At 61.0% G+C, this 17,248-nt stretch carries 13 protein-coding genes; 7 read left to right on the top strand and 6 right to left on the bottom strand.

All coding sequences use genetic code 11. The features are described from left to right. Window positions 1–22 precede the first annotated feature (22 nt). Complete coding sequence (lolD, locus tag J1G35_RS04595; RefSeq protein ID WP_024074097.1) at window positions 23–706, bottom strand: lipoprotein-releasing ABC transporter ATP-binding protein LolD; 684 nt, start codon at window positions 704–706, stop codon at window positions 23–25. A gap of 7 nt (window positions 707–713) precedes the next feature. Then, window positions 714–1,964, bottom strand: a complete 1,251-nt coding sequence (locus J1G35_RS04590; RefSeq protein ID WP_027604228.1) for a lipoprotein-releasing ABC transporter permease subunit — start codon at window positions 1,962–1,964, stop codon at window positions 714–716. A gap of 94 nt (window positions 1,965–2,058) precedes the next feature. Here J1G35_RS04590 and J1G35_RS04585 point away from each other — a divergent pair, with 94 nt between their 5' ends. Then, window positions 2,059–2,643 (top strand): PilZ domain-containing protein, encoded by a 585-nt coding sequence (locus J1G35_RS04585; protein WP_053136535.1) that lies wholly within the window; start codon window positions 2,059–2,061, stop codon window positions 2,641–2,643. Window positions 2,644–2,687: 44 nt separating this feature from the next. Continuing rightward, entirely contained in the window at window positions 2,688–3,410 is a 723-nt protein-coding gene (locus J1G35_RS04580) for a glycerophosphodiester phosphodiesterase (RefSeq protein WP_053136538.1), read from the top strand. A 42-nt stretch (window positions 3,411–3,452) separates the two neighbouring features. Here the strand turns inward: J1G35_RS04580 and sthA are convergent, their stop codons facing one another. Further along, window positions 3,453–4,847: a Si-specific NAD(P)(+) transhydrogenase gene (gene sthA, locus J1G35_RS04575; RefSeq protein ID WP_032888814.1), complete on the bottom strand. Its 1,395-nt coding sequence runs from the start codon at window positions 4,845–4,847 to the stop codon at window positions 3,453–3,455. A 234-nt stretch (window positions 4,848–5,081) separates the two neighbouring features. On the opposite strand from sthA, the gene J1G35_RS04570 reads away from it, so the two are divergent. Next, the gene (locus J1G35_RS04570; protein WP_223013788.1) at window positions 5,082–5,615 is read left to right on the top strand and encodes a chalcone isomerase family protein; all 534 of its coding nucleotides are present in this window, start codon (window positions 5,082–5,084) and stop codon (window positions 5,613–5,615) included. Between the two features lie 337 nt (window positions 5,616–5,952). Here J1G35_RS04570 and J1G35_RS04565 read toward each other — a convergent pair whose 3' ends face one another. Next, window positions 5,953–7,416, bottom strand: coding sequence for a glyceraldehyde-3-phosphate dehydrogenase (locus J1G35_RS04565; protein WP_223013786.1), 1,464 nt, complete (start codon window positions 7,414–7,416; stop codon window positions 5,953–5,955). 340 nt (window positions 7,417–7,756) lie between these two features. Here J1G35_RS04565 and mfd point away from each other — a divergent pair, with 340 nt between their 5' ends. From mfd to J1G35_RS04550, 3 genes are read left to right on the top strand one after another with little or no spacing between them, the layout of a single operon-like run. After that, complete coding sequence (mfd, locus tag J1G35_RS04560; RefSeq protein ID WP_223013784.1) at window positions 7,757–11,206, top strand: transcription-repair coupling factor; 3,450 nt, start codon at window positions 7,757–7,759, stop codon at window positions 11,204–11,206. 11 nt (window positions 11,207–11,217) lie between these two features. Beyond that, window positions 11,218–11,784: a CsiV family protein gene (locus J1G35_RS04555; protein ID WP_053136551.1), complete on the top strand. Its 567-nt coding sequence runs from the start codon at window positions 11,218–11,220 to the stop codon at window positions 11,782–11,784. A 9-nt stretch (window positions 11,785–11,793) separates the two neighbouring features. Then, window positions 11,794–14,487: a DEAD/DEAH box helicase gene (locus J1G35_RS04550; protein ID WP_223013782.1), complete on the top strand. Its 2,694-nt coding sequence runs from the start codon at window positions 11,794–11,796 to the stop codon at window positions 14,485–14,487. A gap of 30 nt (window positions 14,488–14,517) precedes the next feature. Here J1G35_RS04550 and nagZ read toward each other — a convergent pair whose 3' ends face one another. Further along, complete coding sequence (nagZ, locus tag J1G35_RS04545; protein ID WP_223013779.1) at window positions 14,518–15,528, bottom strand: beta-N-acetylhexosaminidase; 1,011 nt, start codon at window positions 15,526–15,528, stop codon at window positions 14,518–14,520. 136 nt (window positions 15,529–15,664) lie between these two features. After that, window positions 15,665–16,372 (bottom strand): TetR/AcrR family transcriptional regulator, encoded by a 708-nt coding sequence (locus J1G35_RS04540; RefSeq protein ID WP_053136560.1) that lies wholly within the window; start codon window positions 16,370–16,372, stop codon window positions 15,665–15,667. Window positions 16,373–16,636: 264 nt separating this feature from the next. Here J1G35_RS04540 and lexA point away from each other — a divergent pair, with 264 nt between their 5' ends. Next, complete coding sequence (gene lexA / locus J1G35_RS04535) at window positions 16,637–17,245, top strand: transcriptional repressor LexA (RefSeq protein ID WP_003172575.1); 609 nt, start codon at window positions 16,637–16,639, stop codon at window positions 17,243–17,245. Window positions 17,246–17,248 lie beyond the last annotated feature (3 nt).

Genomic DNA, 17,248 nt, shown 5'->3' with positions numbered 1-17,248 from the left:
CAGGCACCGGGCTTGAAACAGGTCAGATGGCGACCAGATGACCTTCCTGCAGGTGCAGCACACGGTCCATCTGGCGGGCCATGCTCATGTCATGGGTCACCACCAGGAACGCGGTGCGCATCTGGGTGCTCAGTTCCAGCATCAAGTCCTTGATGCCCTGGGCGGTGTGGGAGTCGAGGTTGCCGGTGGGCTCGTCGAGCATCACCAGGCCCGGGTTGTTCACCAGGGCACGGGCGATTGCCACACGCTGGCGCTCACCACCGGACAGTTCGGCCGGCTTGTGCTCCAGGCGGTGACCGAGGCCGACGCGCTCCAGCAAGGCCTTGGCACGCTGGCGCGCCTCGGGGATCGCGGTCTTGCCGATCAACAGCGGCATGCACACGTTTTCCAGGGCGGTGAATTCCGGCAACAGGTGGTGGAACTGGTACACAAAGCCCAACGAGCGATTGCGCAACTGGCCACGGGCCTTTTCATTCAAGGCCGACAGTTCTTCACCGGCCAGCCATACGCTGCCCTGGGACGGCGTATCGAGGCCACCTAACAGGTTGAGCAAGGTACTTTTGCCCGAACCGGAACTGCCGACGATCGCCACGCGCTCGCCGGGATGCAGTTCCAGTTGCAGGTTGGACAGCACCACAACCGACTCCGGGCCTTCCTCGTAGGATTTGCCCAGGTTGCGGCAGCTCAGGATTGCTTTTTCACTCATGCCCGATTCACTCATAACGTAAGGCCTGTGCTGGCTGGGTACGTGCCGCGCGCCAGGCTGGATACAGGGTGGCAAGGAAACTCAGGACCAACGCGGCGCCGCCGACCATCAGCACGTCCTGGGCTTGCACCTGGGACGGCAGGTAATCGATGAAGTAGACGTCGGCGTTGAGGAACTTGTGGCCGATCACCTTTTCAAGCAAGGCGATGGCGGCGCTGACGTTCAGCGCGGCCAAGATGCCTACCGCCGTGCCGATCAAGGTGCCGACCACGCCAATCACGGTGCCCTGCACCATGAAGATCGCCATGATCTGCCCCGGCGTGGCGCCCAGGGTACGCAGGATGGCGATGTCGCCTTTCTTGTCATTCACCACCATCACCAGCGTGGAGATGATGTTGAAGGCCGCGACCGCGACGATCAGCAGCAACAGCAGGCCGATCATGGCTTTTTCCATACGGATGGCCTGGTACAGGTTGCCGTGGGTACGGGTCCAGTCGCGGGCGTAGTACTGGCTTTCACCCAGGTGCTGGGCGATTTCCCAGGCGCCGCGCGGGGCGTCGAACAGGTCGTTGAACTTGAGGCGCAGGCCCTGCACCTGGTCCGGCTGCCAGCGATGCAGGCGGGCCAGGTCGGTGAGGTTGGTCAGGCCAAGGTAGCCGTCGATCTCGCCGGCGCCGACGTGGAAGGTGCCGACCACGGTAAAGCGCTTCATGCGCGGAAACATACCGGCCGGCGTCACGGTGACTTCCGGGGCGACGAAGGTCAGCTTGTCGCCGATGCCCACGCCGAGCTTGGCCGCTGCCTTGTCACCGATGACGATGCCAAAGCTGCCGGGCGCCAGATCGTCGAGTTTGCCCTGCAACATGAACTTGTCGATGATCGAGACGTTGCGTTCCTGGGCCGGGTCGATGGCATTGAGCAGGATCTTCTGCACCTTGCCGTCATTGGTCAGCAGCCCCTGCATCTGGGTAAACGGCGCGACGGCCACGACCTTGGGGTTCTGCTTGACCTTGGCGGCCAGGCTTTGCCAGTCGCTGATGGGCGCATCACCCTCGATGGTCGCGTGGGGCACCATGCCCAGCACGCGGGTACGCATCTCATGATCGAAACCGTTCATCACCGACAGCACCACGATCATCACGACCACGCCCAAGGCGAGCCCGATCATCGAGGTCAAGGAAATGAACGACACAAAATGATTGCGACGTTTTGCACGGGTATAACGCGTGCCGATAAATACGAAGAGAGGTCTGAACATGTCGGGGCTTGTTCGGAGGAAAAGAAGACGTCCCGGTGGCGGGGTCTGGTAAGCAGCTTTACACTCAGACCATTACCGTTACCTGGGGTTCGCCATGTCGACATTAGATGAAGAAGAGCGCCGCGAATACTACCGTATCGACGACATGATCGCACTCCAAATCAAAAGCCTGTCTGCCCCCGAAGCGGCGAGCAAGGAAGTGTTGCTGGATGATTCCCCACTCTTCAATCTGCTCAGCGAACTGCACCTGAGCGAGTTCGAAGCCCAGCACCTGTTGCGCCAGCTCAGCGAGAAGGATCGTACCCTCGCCGCCTTCCTGCGAGTCCAGAACAAACGTGTGGACCTGCTCAGCCAGATCATGGCGCGCGGCCTGCTGGATGAGGTCGGCGCCCCGCAACCGGTGATCATTTCCGAAGGCGGCATCGATTTCCAACACCCCACCGTCCTGACTGTCGGTGCGCACCTGGCGGTCAAGCTGGTGCTGATGCCCCAGGCCCTCGGCCTGCTGTTGCGCGCGCGGGTCACCCATTGCGATCCCAAGGGCACAGGCTTCGACATCGGCACGGAATTCGAAGCCATGACCGATGCCCAACGCCAGCTGCTGGCGCGCTACATCCTGCAGAAACAGGCGCAGGAACGGCGCCTGGCGCGGGAACAGAGCGACGCCCAAGACACCTGAATTCGTATTTACCCCGCCAGACAACCTGGCGTAAAGGAGCAACTGTGACCCTGATCTACGGCCACCGCGGTGCCAAAGGCGAAGCACCGGAAAACACCCTGACCAGCTTCCAGGAGTGCCTCAAGCACGGTGTACGCCGTTGCGAACTGGATTTGCACCTGTCCATGGACGGCGAGCTGATGGTCATCCACGACCCGACCCTCAAGCGCACCGCCGACCGACGCGGCAAAGTCGTCGAGTATTCAGCGGCAGACCTGGTGAAGATGGACGCGCGCAAAGGCGGCCCGGGCTGGGTCAAGCCTTGCCCGATTCCGCGCCTGGAAGAACTGTTCGAACAGTGCGACTTCGATCACTGGCAACTGGAAGTCAAAAGCGCCTCGCGCACCCGCGCCGCGACCACCGTGCTGGCAATCCGTGAGATGGCCGTGCGTTTCGGCCTGATGGACAAGGTCACGGTGACCTCAAGCTCGCGGGAAGTGCTGAAAGCGGCGGTTGAACTCACCCCCGACCTGTCACGCGGGCTGGTCGCCGAATATGCCTGGCTCGACCCACTGAAGGTCGCGCAGAACTACGGCTGTGAGTTTCTGGCATTGAATTGGACGTTGTGCACCCCCGAGCGTCTGGAAAAAGCCCAGCGCCAGGGCCTGCATGTATCCGTGTGGACTGTCAACGAACCTGCGCTGATGCGCAGGCTCGCCGACTTCGGCGTAGATAGCCTGATTACAGACTTTCCCGGTTTGGCCACTGCCACCCTCGAGAATTACTGAAATCGGTCTCCCCGGCCGGCTCAGGCCACCGGCCGGAGCCGCTCAAAAAAGCCGGTTGAGGCCGTCGTAGGCCGCTACCCGATAGGCTTCAGCCATGGTCGGGTAGTTGAACGTGGTATTCACAAAATACTTGAGGGTATTTTGCTCGCCCGGCTGGTTCATGATCGCCTGGCCGATGTGCACGATCTCCGAAGCCTGGTAGCCGAAGCAATGCACGCCGAGGACTTCCAGGGTTTCGCGGTGGAACAGGATCTTCAGCATGCCTTGCGGCTCACCGGCGATCTGCGCACGCGCCATGCTCTTGAAGAACGCCTTGCCGACTTCATAAGGCACCTTGGCCTTGGTCAGTTCGTGCTCGTTCTTGCCGATCGAGCTGATCTCGGGAATCGTGTAGATCCCGGTCGGCACGTCGTTCACATAACGCCAGCTGCCATTGTCGACGATGCTGCCAGCGGCCGAACGGCCCTGGTCATGCGCCGCACTGGCCAGGCTTGGCCAGCCGATCACGTCACCGGCACCGTAGATGTTGGTCACGCAGGTGCGATAGTTCTCGTCGACTTCGATCTGGCCACGGTTGTTGACCTTGACCCCGATGTTTTCCATACCCAGCTTGTCGGTGTTGCCGGTACGACCGTTGCACCACAACAAGGCGTCGGCCTTGATCTTCTTGCCGGATTTGAGGTGCAGGATCACACCGTTGTCCAGGCCTTCGACCCGCTCGTACTCTTCGTTGTGACGCACGGTGATGTTGTTGTTGCTGAAGTGGTAGCTCAGCGCCTGGGAAATTTCCGAGTCGAGGAAGCTCAGCAACTGGTCGCGGTTGTCCACCAGCTCCACCAGTACACCCAGGCCGCTGAAGATCGAGGCGTATTCACAGCCGATCACACCGGCGCCGTAGATGATCAGTTTGCGCGGGGTGTGGCCCAGGCTGAGGATGGTGTCGCTATCGTAGATACGCGGGTGGTGGAAATCGATATCCGCTGGACGATACGGGCGCGAACCGGTGGCAATGATGATGTGCTTGGCCACCAGCTTCTCGACCACGCCGTTGGCGCACACCACTTCGACGGTTTGCTCGTCGGCGAAGCTGCCGGTGCCGAAGAACAGGTCGACACGGTTACGCGCGTAGTAACCGGTGCGCGAAGCCACCTGCTTGGAGATCACCTTCTCGGCGCTTTTCAGCACGTCCGGGAACGAGAACCAGCGCGGCTCACCAATGGCCCGGAACATCGGGTTGGTGTTGAACTGCATGATCTGGCGCACCGAGTGACGCAAAGCCTTGGACGGGATGGTACCCAGGTGGGTGCAGTTACCGCCGACCTGGCGACGGCTATCGACCATCGCCACCTTGCGCCCTGCCTTCGCGGCGTTCATCGCCGCACCTTCTCCAGCCGGGCCGGAACCCAGTACCACCACGTCGTAGTTGTAGACAGCCATGCGTACTCCTCAGAACAGGCCAGGCGCACGGTTGGGCGCCTGGCTAAATCATGCCGCGGCCAGCGGTCATGAAGGACAATTTGGCTCAAGTGTGTGAACCGGGGCACAGTCTATATAAGGCTCAACGCCGCGCACATTAACCCTTGGTCGCGTCGTAGGCCAGTTTTGCCTTTACTACAGGAACAGGAAACTGGCATTACACTGCTGACACGCACCTTTGCAGGACGAGCCATTATGCGGCATGTCGTTTTCTGTTTAATGATGATTTTTTCGCTTGTGGTGCAGGCGAGTGAGGCAGACCGGCTCCGGCAAGCCGATTTTCCTGCACAAACCCATGAACTGGCGCTGAAAAACCAGACGGTGTTCACCTACCTCTGGGCGGATGTGTACGCGGCTGCGTTGTATGCCCCGCAGAATGTGAGCGTCAGGCAAGCATGGAACTCGCAACAGCCGCTGCGCCTTGTGCTGTATTACTTTCGCGACATCGACCGCAACGATGTGATCAAGGCGGCGACGGCCACCTTGGAGCGCCAGCAAGCCAGCCCTCGCCTGAAGCCCGAAGTCGACCAGTTGCACGCCAGCTTTCGTAACATCCGCAGCGGTGATCGCTACGCCCTGGACTTTCGCCCGGGCCGTGGCCTGAATCTGGAGATCAATGGGCAGGTGGTGTTCAGCAGCCGCAACGACGCGCTGGCAAGGGCCTACCTGGGCATCTGGCTGGCGCCGAAGGGCTTGTCCGATGACTTGCGCGGCAAACTGCTGAAATGAGTATGCATCCACTGAACGATCGCTATCGGGGGCAAGCCCTAATGCCAGTCAGTTAAGCGCACATCGCCTCCTGTAGGAGCGAGCTTGCTCGCGAAAAACGTCAACGATAACGCGTGCTTCCTGAATGAACGCGGAGCCTGTGAGTTTTTCGCGAGCAAGCTCGCTCCTACAAAAAGCCTTAACTGACGGGCATTAGCCCCCTCCCACGTGTCGACTTGTGAATACATTCAAATGTGGGAGGGAGCTTGCTCCCGATGAGGCCCTGCTCGACAACACAAAACCAGCAGCCATAAAAAAGCCCCGAACCAGTCGGGGCTTTCTCATTCAGTGCAAAGGCTTAGCGCGGGAACGCCGGCGGGTTGACCCCAGCCATGTCTTCCATCACGCGAACCACCTGGCAGCTGTAGCCGAACTCGTTGTCGTACCAGACGTACAGTACAACGCGATTGTCCTGGGTAATGGTCGCTTCCGCGTCCACCACACCGGCGTGGCGCGAGCCAACGAAGTCGGTGGACACTACTTCCTGCGAGTTGACGAAGTCGATTTGCTTATGCAGATCGGAGTGCAGCGCCATGTAGCGCAGGTACTCGTTCATCTCTTCACGGGTAGCAGCTTTCTCAAGGTTCAGGTTGAGAATGGCCATCGACACGTTCGGCGTCGGCACACGGATCGCGTTACCGGTCAGCTTGCCGGCCAGCTCAGGCAGGGCCTTGGCAGCGGCGGTGGCAGCACCGGTCTCGGTGATGACCATGTTCAGCGCGGCGCTGCGACCACGGCGATCGCCCTTGTGGAAGTTGTCGATCAGGTTCTGGTCGTTGGTGTACGAGTGAACGGTTTCAACGTGGCCGTTAACAATGCCGAACTTGTCATTCACAGCCTTCAGCACCGGCACGATGGCGTTGGTGGTGCAGGAAGCGGCGGACACGATCTTGTCGTCAGCGGTGATTTCGCCGTGGTTGATGCCGTGGACGATGTTCTTGAGCTTGCCTTTGCCAGGCGCGGTCAGCACGACGCGGTCGATACCCGGGCAGGTCAGGTGCTGGCCCAGGCCTTCGGCATCACGCCATACGCCGGTGTTGTCCACCAGCAGGGCGTCCTTGATGCCGTACTGGGTGTAATCCACCTCAGTCGGGTTCTTCGCGTAGATCACCTGGATCAGGTTACCGTTGGCGGTGATGGTGTTGTTTTCTTCGTCAATGACGATGGTGCCGTTGAACGGACCGTGTACCGAATCGCGGCGCAGCAGGCTGGCACGTTTGGTCAGGTCGTTCTCGGCGCCTTTGCGCACGACGATGGCGCGCAGGCGCAGGCCGTCGCCGCCACCGGTTTTTTCGATCAGGATGCGCGCCAGCAGGCGGCCGATACGACCGAAACCGTACAGGATAACATCGGTGCCTTTGCGGGCAGCGGCGTTTTGCTGGCCAACCACATCGGCCATTTCTTCACGCACGAACTGCTCGGCGCTGCGGCCGGCACCTTCCTTGCGGAATTTGTAGGCCAGCTTGCCCAGGTCTACCGAGGCCGCGCCGAGCTTGAGCTCGCTCATGGCCTTGAGCAGGGGGAATGTTTCGTGGACGGAGAGTTCGCTGTCGTCGGCAGAACGATGGCGAGCAAAGCGATGCGCCTTGAGAATCGCGATGACTGATTGGTTGATCAGGCTGCGGCCATAGATCGAGCTCACCACATTGTTATTGCGGTACAGCTGACCGATAAGCGGGATCATCGCTTCTGCGAGTGCTTCACGGTCGATCCATTCACCAAGACACTGGTCGGGCTTCTGAGTCACGGGAACCTTCCACATGTAGGGGCTGAAAAAAGGGGCTACATTATGTCGTCCGACCGCCCGTTGAGCAATGCGCCAAGCCCAACAAAAAGCCCTTGCAAAAAAATACCACCCCGCTACAAGCCAGGAAACACGCGGGTTTCAGAAGGCCACCAATGGCGCAGTGCCGCCAACTTGTCCGTAACCCTCCGAAACATCCGTGCAAAACGGCACTACATAATGAGTCAAAAGGCCGCTTTGTTTGTCTTAGCCACTACATTTCCTACAAACCGTAATAGGCTCAGTCAGCAACTGACAGGCGGCACCTCGGGCCGTTACAATTACCGACTTTGTCGCAACGCTTGGAGCTCAACCTTCCGTGCCCGTTCTGCGTCTACCGCTTCTCCCTGCCGCGGCAGGTAAACAGCACTGGGGCAACCTGCCCGGTGCCGCCCTGAGCCTGGCCATTGCCGAGGCTGCCAGCGCAGCCAAGCGCTTTACCCTGCTGCTCACCGCCGACAGCCAAAGCGCCGAACGGTTGGAGCAGGAGCTGAGCTTCTTCGCCCCCGATTTGCCGGTGCTGCATTTTCCCGACTGGGAAACCCTGCCCTACGACCTGTTCTCGCCGCACCAGGACATCATCTCCCAGCGTATCGCCAGCCTTTACCGCCTGCCGGAACTGGCCCACGGTGTGCTGGTGGTGCCGATCACCACCGCCCTGCACCGCCTGGCGCCGACCAAGTTCCTGCTGGGCAGCAGCCTGGTGCTGAATATTGGCCAGAAGCTCGACGTGGAACAGATGCGCACGCGCCTGGAAGCCAGCGGCTACCGTTGCGTTGACACGGTGTATGAGCACGGCGAGTTCGCCGTGCGTGGTGCACTGATCGACCTGTTCCCGATGGGCAGCAAGTTGCCGTACCGCATCGACCTGTTCGATGACGAAATCGAGACCCTGCGCACCTTCGATCCGGAAAACCAGCGTTCCATCGACAAAGTCGAGTCGATCAAGCTGCTGCCGGCGCGGGAATTTCCGCTGCAAAAAGACGCGGTCACGCGCTTCAAGGCGCGCTTCCGTGAACGCTTTGATGTCGACTTCCGCCGCTGCCCGATCTTCCAGGACTTGAGCAGCGGGATTACTCCGGCCGGTATCGAGTATTACCTGCCGCTGTTCTTCGACGAAACCTCCACCCTGTTCGATTACCTGCCCCAGGACACCCAAGTGTTCTCGCTGCCGGGCATCGAGCAAGCGGCAGAAAACTTCTGGAACGACGTGCGCAACCGCTATGAAGAGCGCCGCGTCGATCCTTCACGGCCTTTATTGCCGCCCGCCGAGCTGTTCCTGCCGGTGGAAGACTGCTTCGCCCGCCTGAAAAACTGGCCGCGCGTGGTCGCCAGCCAACAGGACGTGGACGCCGGCAGCGGCCGCGAGCGTTTCCCGGCGGGAACGCTGCCGGACCTGGCGATCCAGGCCAAAGCCACGCAACCACTGGAAGCCCTCTCGAACTTCCTCGGCGACTTCCCCGGTCGCGTACTGTTCACCGCCGAGTCCGCCGGGCGCCGTGAAGTGCTGCTGGAACTGCTGGAACGCCTGAAGCTGCGGCCGAAAACCGTCGACAGCTGGCCGGATTTTGTCGCCAGCAAAGAACGCCTGGCGATCACCATCGCGCCGCTGGACGAAGGCCTGCTGCTGGATGACCCGGCACTCGCGCTGATCGCCGAGAGCCCGCTGTTCGGTCAGCGTGTGATGCAGCGTCGCCGCCGTGAAAAACGCGCCGACGCCAACAACGACGCGGTGATCAAAAACCTCACCGAACTGCGCGAAGGCGCGCCGGTGGTGCACATCGACCACGGCGTCGGCCGCTACCTCGGCCTGCAGACCCTGGAGATCGACAACCAGGCCGCCGAATTCCTCACCATGGAATACGCCGAGGGCGCCAAGCTCTATGTGCCGGTGGCCAACCTGCACCTGATCGCCCGCTACACCGGCAGCGACGACGCCCTGGCGCCGTTGCACCGCCTGGGCTCCGAGACCTGGCAGAAAGCCAAGCGCAAGGCCGCCGAACAGGTGCGCGATGTCGCCGCCGAACTGCTCGACATCTATGCTCGCCGTGCAGCGCGCGAAGGGTATGCCTTCGCCGACCCGAAAGCCGACTACGCCACCTTCAGCGCCGGCTTCGCCTTCGAAGAAACCCCGGACCAGCAAACCACCATCGAAGCCGTGCGCGCCGACATGCTCGCGCCCAAGCCGATGGACCGCCTGGTGTGCGGCGACGTGGGCTTCGGCAAGACCGAAGTGGCCATGCGCGCAGCCTTTATTGCGGTACACGGCGGCAAGCAAGTCGCGATCCTGGTGCCAACCACCCTGCTCGCCCAGCAACACTACAACAGCTTCCGCGACCGCTTTGCCGACTGGCCGGTGAGCGTGGAAGTGATGAGCCGCTTCAAGTCCGCCAAGGAAGTGAATGCCGCCGTCGCCGACCTCGCCGAAGGCAAGATCGACATCGTGATCGGTACGCACAAGCTGCTGTCGGACGATGTGAAGATCAAGAACCTGGGCCTGGTGATCATCGACGAAGAACACCGCTTCGGTGTGCGTCAAAAAGAACAGCTCAAGGCCCTGCGCAGCGAGGTCGACATCCTCACCCTCACCGCGACGCCGATTCCGCGCACGCTGAACATGGCCGTGTCGGGCATGCGCGATCTGTCGATCATCGCCACGCCACCGGCGCGGCGCCTGTCGGTGCGCACCTTCGTCATGGAGCAGAACAAAAGCACGGTCAAGGAAGCACTGCTGCGCGAATTGCTGCGCGGCGGCCAGGTGTACTACCTGCACAACGACGTAAAAACCATCGAGAAATGCGCCGCCGACCTTGCCGAACTGGTACCGGAAGCACGCATCGCCATCGGCCATGGGCAGATGCGCGAACGCGATCTCGAACAGGTGATGAGCGACTTCTACCACAAGCGCTTCAACGTGCTGATCGCCTCGACCATCATCGAGACCGGCATCGACGTGCCAAGCGCCAACACCATCATTATCGAACGGGCCGACAAGTTCGGCCTGGCCCAGTTGCACCAGTTGCGCGGTCGGGTTGGGCGCAGTCACCACCAGGCGTATGCCTACCTGCTGACACCGCCCCGCCAACAGATCACCGGAGACGCCGAAAAGCGCCTGGAAGCGATCGCCAACACCCAGGACCTGGGCGCCGGTTTTGTCCTGGCCACCAACGACCTGGAAATCCGTGGTGCCGGCGAACTGCTGGGCGATGGCCAGAGCGGGCAGATCCAGGCCGTCGGTTTCACCTTGTATATGGAGATGCTCGAACGCGCGGTGAAAGCCATCCGCAAGGGCGAGCAGCCGAACCTCGATCAACCCCTGGGCGGCGGTCCGGAAATCAACCTACGCTTGCCGGCGTTGATCCCCGAAGACTACCTGCCGGATGTGCATGCACGGCTGATCCTGTACAAGCGCATCGCCTCGGCCACCGACGAAGAAGGCCTCAAGGACCTGCAGGTGGAGATGATCGACCGCTTCGGCCTGCTGCCCGAGCCGACCAAGAACCTGGTGCGCCTGACCCTGCTCAAATTGCAGGCCGAGCAGCTTGGGATCAAGAAAGTCGACGCCGGGCCGCAGGGCGGGCGTATCGAATTCGAAGCGCAGACCCCGGTAGACCCGCTGGTGCTGATCAAGCTGATCCAGGGCCAGCCCAACCGCTACAAGTTCGAAGGGGCTACGCTGTTCAAGTTCATGGTGCCGATGGAACGCGCCGAAGAACGCTTTAATACATTGGAGGCGTTATTCGAGCGCCTCATCCCGAAATCTGTTTGAAGGATGCCCCAATGCGCCTGTTCCGCATTCTGAGCCTATTGTTGGTGGTACTCGCACCTTCGGCATTTGCCGACAGTCCGTATCAGGTGGAAATGATTCTGGTACGCCAGAACGCGGAGCCGGCGCTCAACAGCCGCGCTGCGCCGGAAAACTGGGATGAAGGCGCGCAGCGATTGGGCGACAGACTGAGCCCGCCGCGCCTGAACAATATCGTCGACAAACTCAACGCCGATAACAGCTTCACCGTGCTGGCGCACAAGGCCTGGGAACAGAATCTCGGCGAGCAGCCGGTCAAAATCGCGATCACCGACGGCCAGGAGCAGTTCGGCCAGTTTCCCATCGAGGGTGTGCTGAGCCTGCAATTGGGGCGTTTCACGGATATCGATGCGGACTTCTGGCTCAACACGTTCGACAGCAACGGCAGCGTGGTCGCCAGCGAACACCTGAGCCAGAAAGACGTGCGCACCAAGAACAACCAGCTCAACTACCTGGACGGCGGCCACCTGGCACTGCTGATCAAGATCACGTCGCTGACCGCCAAACCACCCAGCGCCCCCCCGCCCGACATTCAGGACTGATCCAGCGCCATGCCCCTGACGTCGCCGTTGACCAAACCCCTGGCCCCTTCATGGGCCAATCGCTTCAAAGAGCAAAGCCTGGAGCGCGGGCGACGCTACGCCCTGGAGAACCGCGTACGCATCGTCGAGTCCGGCGACAGCACCATCATCGCCAGTTGCGAAGGCTCGGGGAGCAACGTTTACCGGCAGACCATCTCATTGCGTGAATCGGCCAAGGGCGCGCTGATCCTGGTGGACAGCCGCTGTACCTGCCCGGTGCACACCAACTGCAAACACATCGCGGCGGTGCTGCTCAAGGTCCAGGAAACCCTGGCCTACCCGGCAGCCGCCCAGGATGCCGAGCTGCTGGAAAAGCTCCAGGCAGTGCTGGATAACCGTGTGGTGTTGCCGCAGGTGGTGATGGAGGATGTTGTACCCGTGCCGCGCCTGTGGCTGGCCAGCGTCGAGTTCAGCGCGTTTGAACCGCGCAACGGCAAAATGCAGCGCTATATCCAGCACCGTGCGGCGCTGTCGTTCAACTATTTGGGCAACTATGTCAGCGGGCAGAAAAACACCGACATCATCGTGCGTCAGGAAACCCAGAGCCTGCGCATCAAGCGTCATCCCGAGCTGGAGCAGCCCTATCGCGAGCAACTGCGCCTGCTCGGTTTCAAGATCGCCACGCGCCAGAGCAAGGCGTTGCCGGAGAGCGCCGGCGAGCTGTTCGAGATGGTCAATGACAGTGCCTGGCTGAACTTCACCCTCAATGCATCGCCGACCCTGCGGGCCGAGGGCTGGGAGCTGCAGATCGACGAAGACTTCGGCTTTGACCTGAGCGCCGTCGACGATTGGTACGCCACGGTTGATGAAGGGCCAGAGCGCGATTGGTTCGATCTGGAACTGGGGATCATCGTCAACGGCGAGCGGCTGAGCCTGTTGCCGATCCTGCTGAACCTGATGCGCTCCCACACCGAGATCCTCAACCCGGAGAAACTCGCACGCCGCCGCGATGATGAGCTGATCCTGGTGAATATCCCCGGCCTGCCCAATGGCGGTCACGGCCCGCTGCAAGTGGCATTACCCTACGGCCGATTGAAACCGGTGCTCGCCACCCTCGGTGAGTTCTACCTGCAGGAAGCCGGCACCACCACGCTGCGCCTGGCCAAGGCCGATGCGATTCGCCTCAACCCGCTGGAAGACCTGCCCCTGCAATGGGAGGGTGGCGAGAAGATCCGCAACTTTGCCCAGCGCCTGCGGGACATCAAGGATTTCACCTGTTCAGCGCCTGAAGGGTTGAACGCAACACTGCGGCCTTATCAGTTGGAAGGCTTGAGCTGGATGCAGTCGCTGCGCCAACTGGAGGTGGGCGGGATTCTTGCGGATGACATGGGCCTGGGCAAAACCCTACAGACCTTGGCGCATATCCTCAGTGAAAAGATCGCCGGACGCCTGGATCGGCCATGCATGGTGGTGATGCCCACCAGCCTGATCCCCAACTGGCTCGACGAAGCGGCGCACTTCACCCCGCAGCTCAAGGTACTGGCGCTGTACGGTGCCACGCGCAAAAAACACTTCGCCAGCCTGCAAGACTACGACCTGCTGTTGACCACCTACGCGCTGCTGCCCAAGGACATCGAACAACTGGCCGCCCTGCCCTTGCATGTGCTGATCCTCGATGAAGCCCAGTACATCAAGAACCCTTCCAGCAAGGCTGCCCAGGCCGCGCGCGAGCTGAATGCCCGGCAGCGCCTGTGCCTGAGCGGTACACCGCTGGAAAACCACCTGGGCGAGTTGTGGTCGCTGTTCCACTTCCTGCTGCCGGGCTGGCTGGGCGACGTCAAGAGCTTCAACCGCGACTACCGTGTTCCCATCGAAAAGCGCGCCAGTGAGGTGCGATTGCAGCACCTCAACGGCCGGATCAAACCCTTCTTGCTGCGCCGCACCAAGGAGCAGGTGGCCACGGAGCTGCCGCCCAAGACCGAAATCATTCACTGGGTCGATCTCAATGAGGCTCAACGTGATGTGTACGAAACCATGCGCCTGGCCATGGATAAAAAGGTCCGCGACGAGATCACCCGCAAAGGCGTGGCGCGCAGCCAGATCATCATTCTTGAAGCGCTGCTGAAGCTACGCCAGGTGTGCTGCGACCTGCGGCTGGTCAACGACGCCACCCTGCCCGCCCGTGGCAGCAGCTCGGGCAAGCTCGACAGCCTGATGGAAATGCTCGAAGAGCTGTTTGAGGAAGGTCGCCGGATCCTGTTGTTTTCCCAGTTCACCTCGATGTTGAGCCTGATCGAAGTCGAGCTGAAAAAACGCGGTGTCGCCTACGCCCTGCTGACAGGCCAGACCCGCGATCGACGCACGCCGGTGAAGGATTTCCAGAGCGGCAAGTTGCAGATTTTTCTGATCAGCCTGAAGGCCGGTGGCGTGGGGCTGAACCTGACCGAAGCTGACACCGTGATTCACTACGACCCTTGGTGGAACCCGGCCACGGAAAACCAGGCCACCGACCGTGCGTATCGCATCGGCCAGGAGAAGCCGGTGTTCGTCTACAAGATGATTGCGCGGGGCACGGTGGAGGAAAAAATCCAACACCTGCAGAAGGAAAAGTCCGACCTGGCGGCGGGTGTGCTGGATGGGCGTACGACGGGGGATTGGCAGTTGGGCAACGACGATATCGAAGCGTTGTTTGCGCCGTTGCCGAACAAGCAAGAAAAGCGCTGACCAATCGCGCCTTACGCCCCCCCCTACACATCATTCGATCAGTTGAGCGGCCCTAAGGGCAGTCAGGGCCGTCAACCAACGTGGATCCTGCTTATAGTCAGTCGAAGCAAGCGCCTGCCCACGCATCCGCGCGATGCGAGCCGAAGGCGTGACCTTCATCCGCTGCGCCGCACTCAGCGCCAACTCGGCCGCCTCACGATCGTTGCACACCAGGCCCATGTCGCAACCGGCGGTCAGCGCCGCTTCAATCCGACTGGCGGCATCACCCACCACATGGGCACCGGCCATCGACAGGTCATCGCTGAAAATCACCCCATCAAACTGCAACTCGCCGCGCAGGATGTCCTGCAACCAGCGGCGCGAAAAGCCTGCGGGCTGCGCATCCACCTGAGGGTAGATGACGTGTGCCGGCATGACCGCCGCCAACTGCTTGCTCAGGCGTGCGAAAGGCACCAGGTCATTGGCGCGAATCTGTTCCAGGCTGCGTTCGTCATTCGGAATGGCGACGTGGGAATCAGCCTCGGCCCAGCCATGCCCCGGAAAGTGTTTACCGGTTGCGGCCATGCCGGCGCTGTTCATGCCGCGGATGAAGGCACCGGCCAGCACGGCGGCGCGCTCGGGATCGCCTTCGAAGGAGCGGGTGCCGACCACGGCGCTGCGCTGGTAGTCCAGATCCAGTACCGGGGCGAAGCTCAGGTCGAGACCGACCGCCAGCACTTCAGTGGCCATGATCCAGCCGCACTGCTCGGCCAGGTATTCGGCATTGGGGTTATCCGCCAACGCACGCATGGCCGGCAGGCGCACAAAGCCGTGGCGCAGGCGCTGGACACGACCGCCCTCCTGGTCGACAGCCAATAGCAGGTCAGGGCGCACGGCGCGAATCGCCGCGCTCAATTCCCGCACCTGGCGCGGATGCTCGATATTGCGCGCGAAAATGATCAAGCCACCGACTTCAGGCTGGCGCAACAGGTGGCGATCCTCGGCCGTCAGCCAAGTACCGGCAACGTCGACCATCAAAGAACCTTGCAGGGCAGCAGTCATAAACCTTCCTTAAATAACGCACACAACCCGTTGCCCTCACCAGGCACAGTGAGAACAACAGGTTGCGAGTAAATAGCTGAATTCGGCATGGGCGGCTAGCTTAGCGGATGCAAGCGGCCTCGCCCACCCGCGACGGTCAAACCTTGGCGGGGGCCGGCACGGATTTGCTGCGTGGACGCAATTGAGCGGCAGCCATCGCCGAGTCGGTCACGCCGGTTTCAGCGCGCATGCCGGCAGCAAGGAACGGCACCATCAGACGCATCACCTGCTCAATGGAGGTGTTGACGCCGAAATCGGTCTCGGCAATCGCACGCAACGCCTTGATCCCGGACATGCTGAATGCGGCAGCACCGAGCATGAAGTGCACGCGCCAGAACAGTTCGATAGGCGGAATACGCGGGGCAGCTTCGTTGACCAACAACATGTAGCGTCGGAACACCTTGCCGTACATATCTTCCAGGTAGCGGCGCAGGTGGCCCTGGCTCTGGCTGAATGCCAGGCCCAACAAGCGCATGAAGATCGACAAATCATTGCCGCTGCGCGGCTGAACCACCAGCGCTTGCTCCACGAGGATTTCCAGCAACTCTTCCAGGGTCGGCTTATGGTCGGCCTTGGCCTGGCGACGCTCCAGTTCACGGTCGAGGCTGGCACAGAAGGGTCCCAGGAAGCGCGAGAACACGGCCTGGATCAGGGCTTTTTTCGAGCCAAAATGGTAGTTCACCGCAGCGAGGTTAACCCCCGCCTTGCTGGTGATAAGGCGCAATGAAGTTTCAGCAAATCCTTTTTCCGCGAACAACTGCTCGGCAGCATCGAGAATGCGTTCAACGGTTTCCGACTGGGCCATGACTACTCCGCCTGACAAACACTTGTTTGAAACATACGTTTCAGGTTGTGTCTTGTCAAGCCTGCGGGGCCGTTTTCCGGCTGGGCAGTCAGCTCTTTCACTGGCTATTTAATCACATCCACCCAGGCCTGTAGGCAGCGCTATCTCTACCTTGTAGGACGGATCACGAGTGACCGTCCAGCGGAGTCGCATAAAAGGATGATTGCCAAGCGCAGTTCACTGTATATAATCCCAGTCACTGTATAAAAAGACAGAGCGATCAACATGCTAAAACTGACGCCACGCCAAGCTGAGATTCTGGCTTTTATCAAGCGCTGCCTCGATGACAACGGCTACCCGCCGACGCGAGCGGAAATTGCGCTGGAACTGGGTTTCAAGTCGCCCAACGCTGCCGAAGAACACCTGAAGGCCCTCGCTCGCAAAGGCGCGATCGAGATGACCCCCGGTGCTTCGCGGGGCATCCGCATCCCTGGCTTCGAAGCCAAGGCCGACGAATCGACATTGCCGATCATCGGTCGCGTCGCCGCCGGTGCGCCGATCCTGGCGCAGCAGCACGTCGAGGAGTCCTGCAACATCAACCCAACCTTCTTCCACCCTCGCGCCGACTACCTGTTGCGGGTACACGGCATGAGCATGAAGGACGTGGGTATTTTCGATGGCGACCTGCTGGCCGTCCACACTACCCGCGAAGCCCGTAATGGCCAGATCGTCGTCGCCCGCATCGGCGATGAAGTCACCGTCAAACGCTTCAAGCGCGAAGGCAGCAAGGTCTGGCTCCTGGCCGAGAACCCTGAGTTCGCCCCGATTGAAGTGAACCTGAAAGATCAGGACCTGGTGATCGAAGGCCTGAGCGTCGGCGTCATTCGCCGCTAAAGG

Source organism: Pseudomonas sp. SH10-3B (assembly GCF_019891415.1).
In the GTDB taxonomy this organism is placed as follows: Bacteria; Pseudomonadota; Gammaproteobacteria; order Pseudomonadales; family Pseudomonadaceae; genus Aquipseudomonas.
The sequence above is the reverse complement of the archived record's forward strand: the minus strand, read 5'-3'. Positions and strand labels throughout refer to the sequence as shown.

Coding starts and splice junctions, on each gene's coding strand:
- lolD (WP_024074097.1), bottom strand. CDS start 706: ATGAGTGAAAAAGCAATCCTGAGCTGCCGCAACCTGGGCAAATCCTAC.
- J1G35_RS04590 (WP_027604228.1), bottom strand. CDS start 1,964: ATGTTCAGACCTCTCTTCGTATTTATCGGCACGCGTTATACCCGTGCA.
- J1G35_RS04585 (WP_053136535.1), top strand. CDS start 2,059: ATGTCGACATTAGATGAAGAAGAGCGCCGCGAATACTACCGTATCGAC.
- sthA (WP_032888814.1), bottom strand. CDS start 4,847: ATGGCTGTCTACAACTACGACGTGGTGGTACTGGGTTCCGGCCCGGCT.
- J1G35_RS04570 (WP_223013788.1), top strand. CDS start 5,082: ATGCGGCATGTCGTTTTCTGTTTAATGATGATTTTTTCGCTTGTGGTG.
- J1G35_RS04565 (WP_223013786.1), bottom strand. CDS start 7,416: ATGTGGAAGGTTCCCGTGACTCAGAAGCCCGACCAGTGTCTTGGTGAA.
- J1G35_RS04555 (WP_053136551.1), top strand. CDS start 11,218: ATGCGCCTGTTCCGCATTCTGAGCCTATTGTTGGTGGTACTCGCACCT.
- J1G35_RS04550 (WP_223013782.1), top strand. CDS start 11,794: ATGCCCCTGACGTCGCCGTTGACCAAACCCCTGGCCCCTTCATGGGCC.
- nagZ (WP_223013779.1), bottom strand. CDS start 15,528: ATGACTGCTGCCCTGCAAGGTTCTTTGATGGTCGACGTTGCCGGTACT.
- J1G35_RS04540 (WP_053136560.1), bottom strand. CDS start 16,372: ATGGCCCAGTCGGAAACCGTTGAACGCATTCTCGATGCTGCCGAGCAG.
- lexA (WP_003172575.1), top strand. CDS start 16,637: ATGCTAAAACTGACGCCACGCCAAGCTGAGATTCTGGCTTTTATCAAG.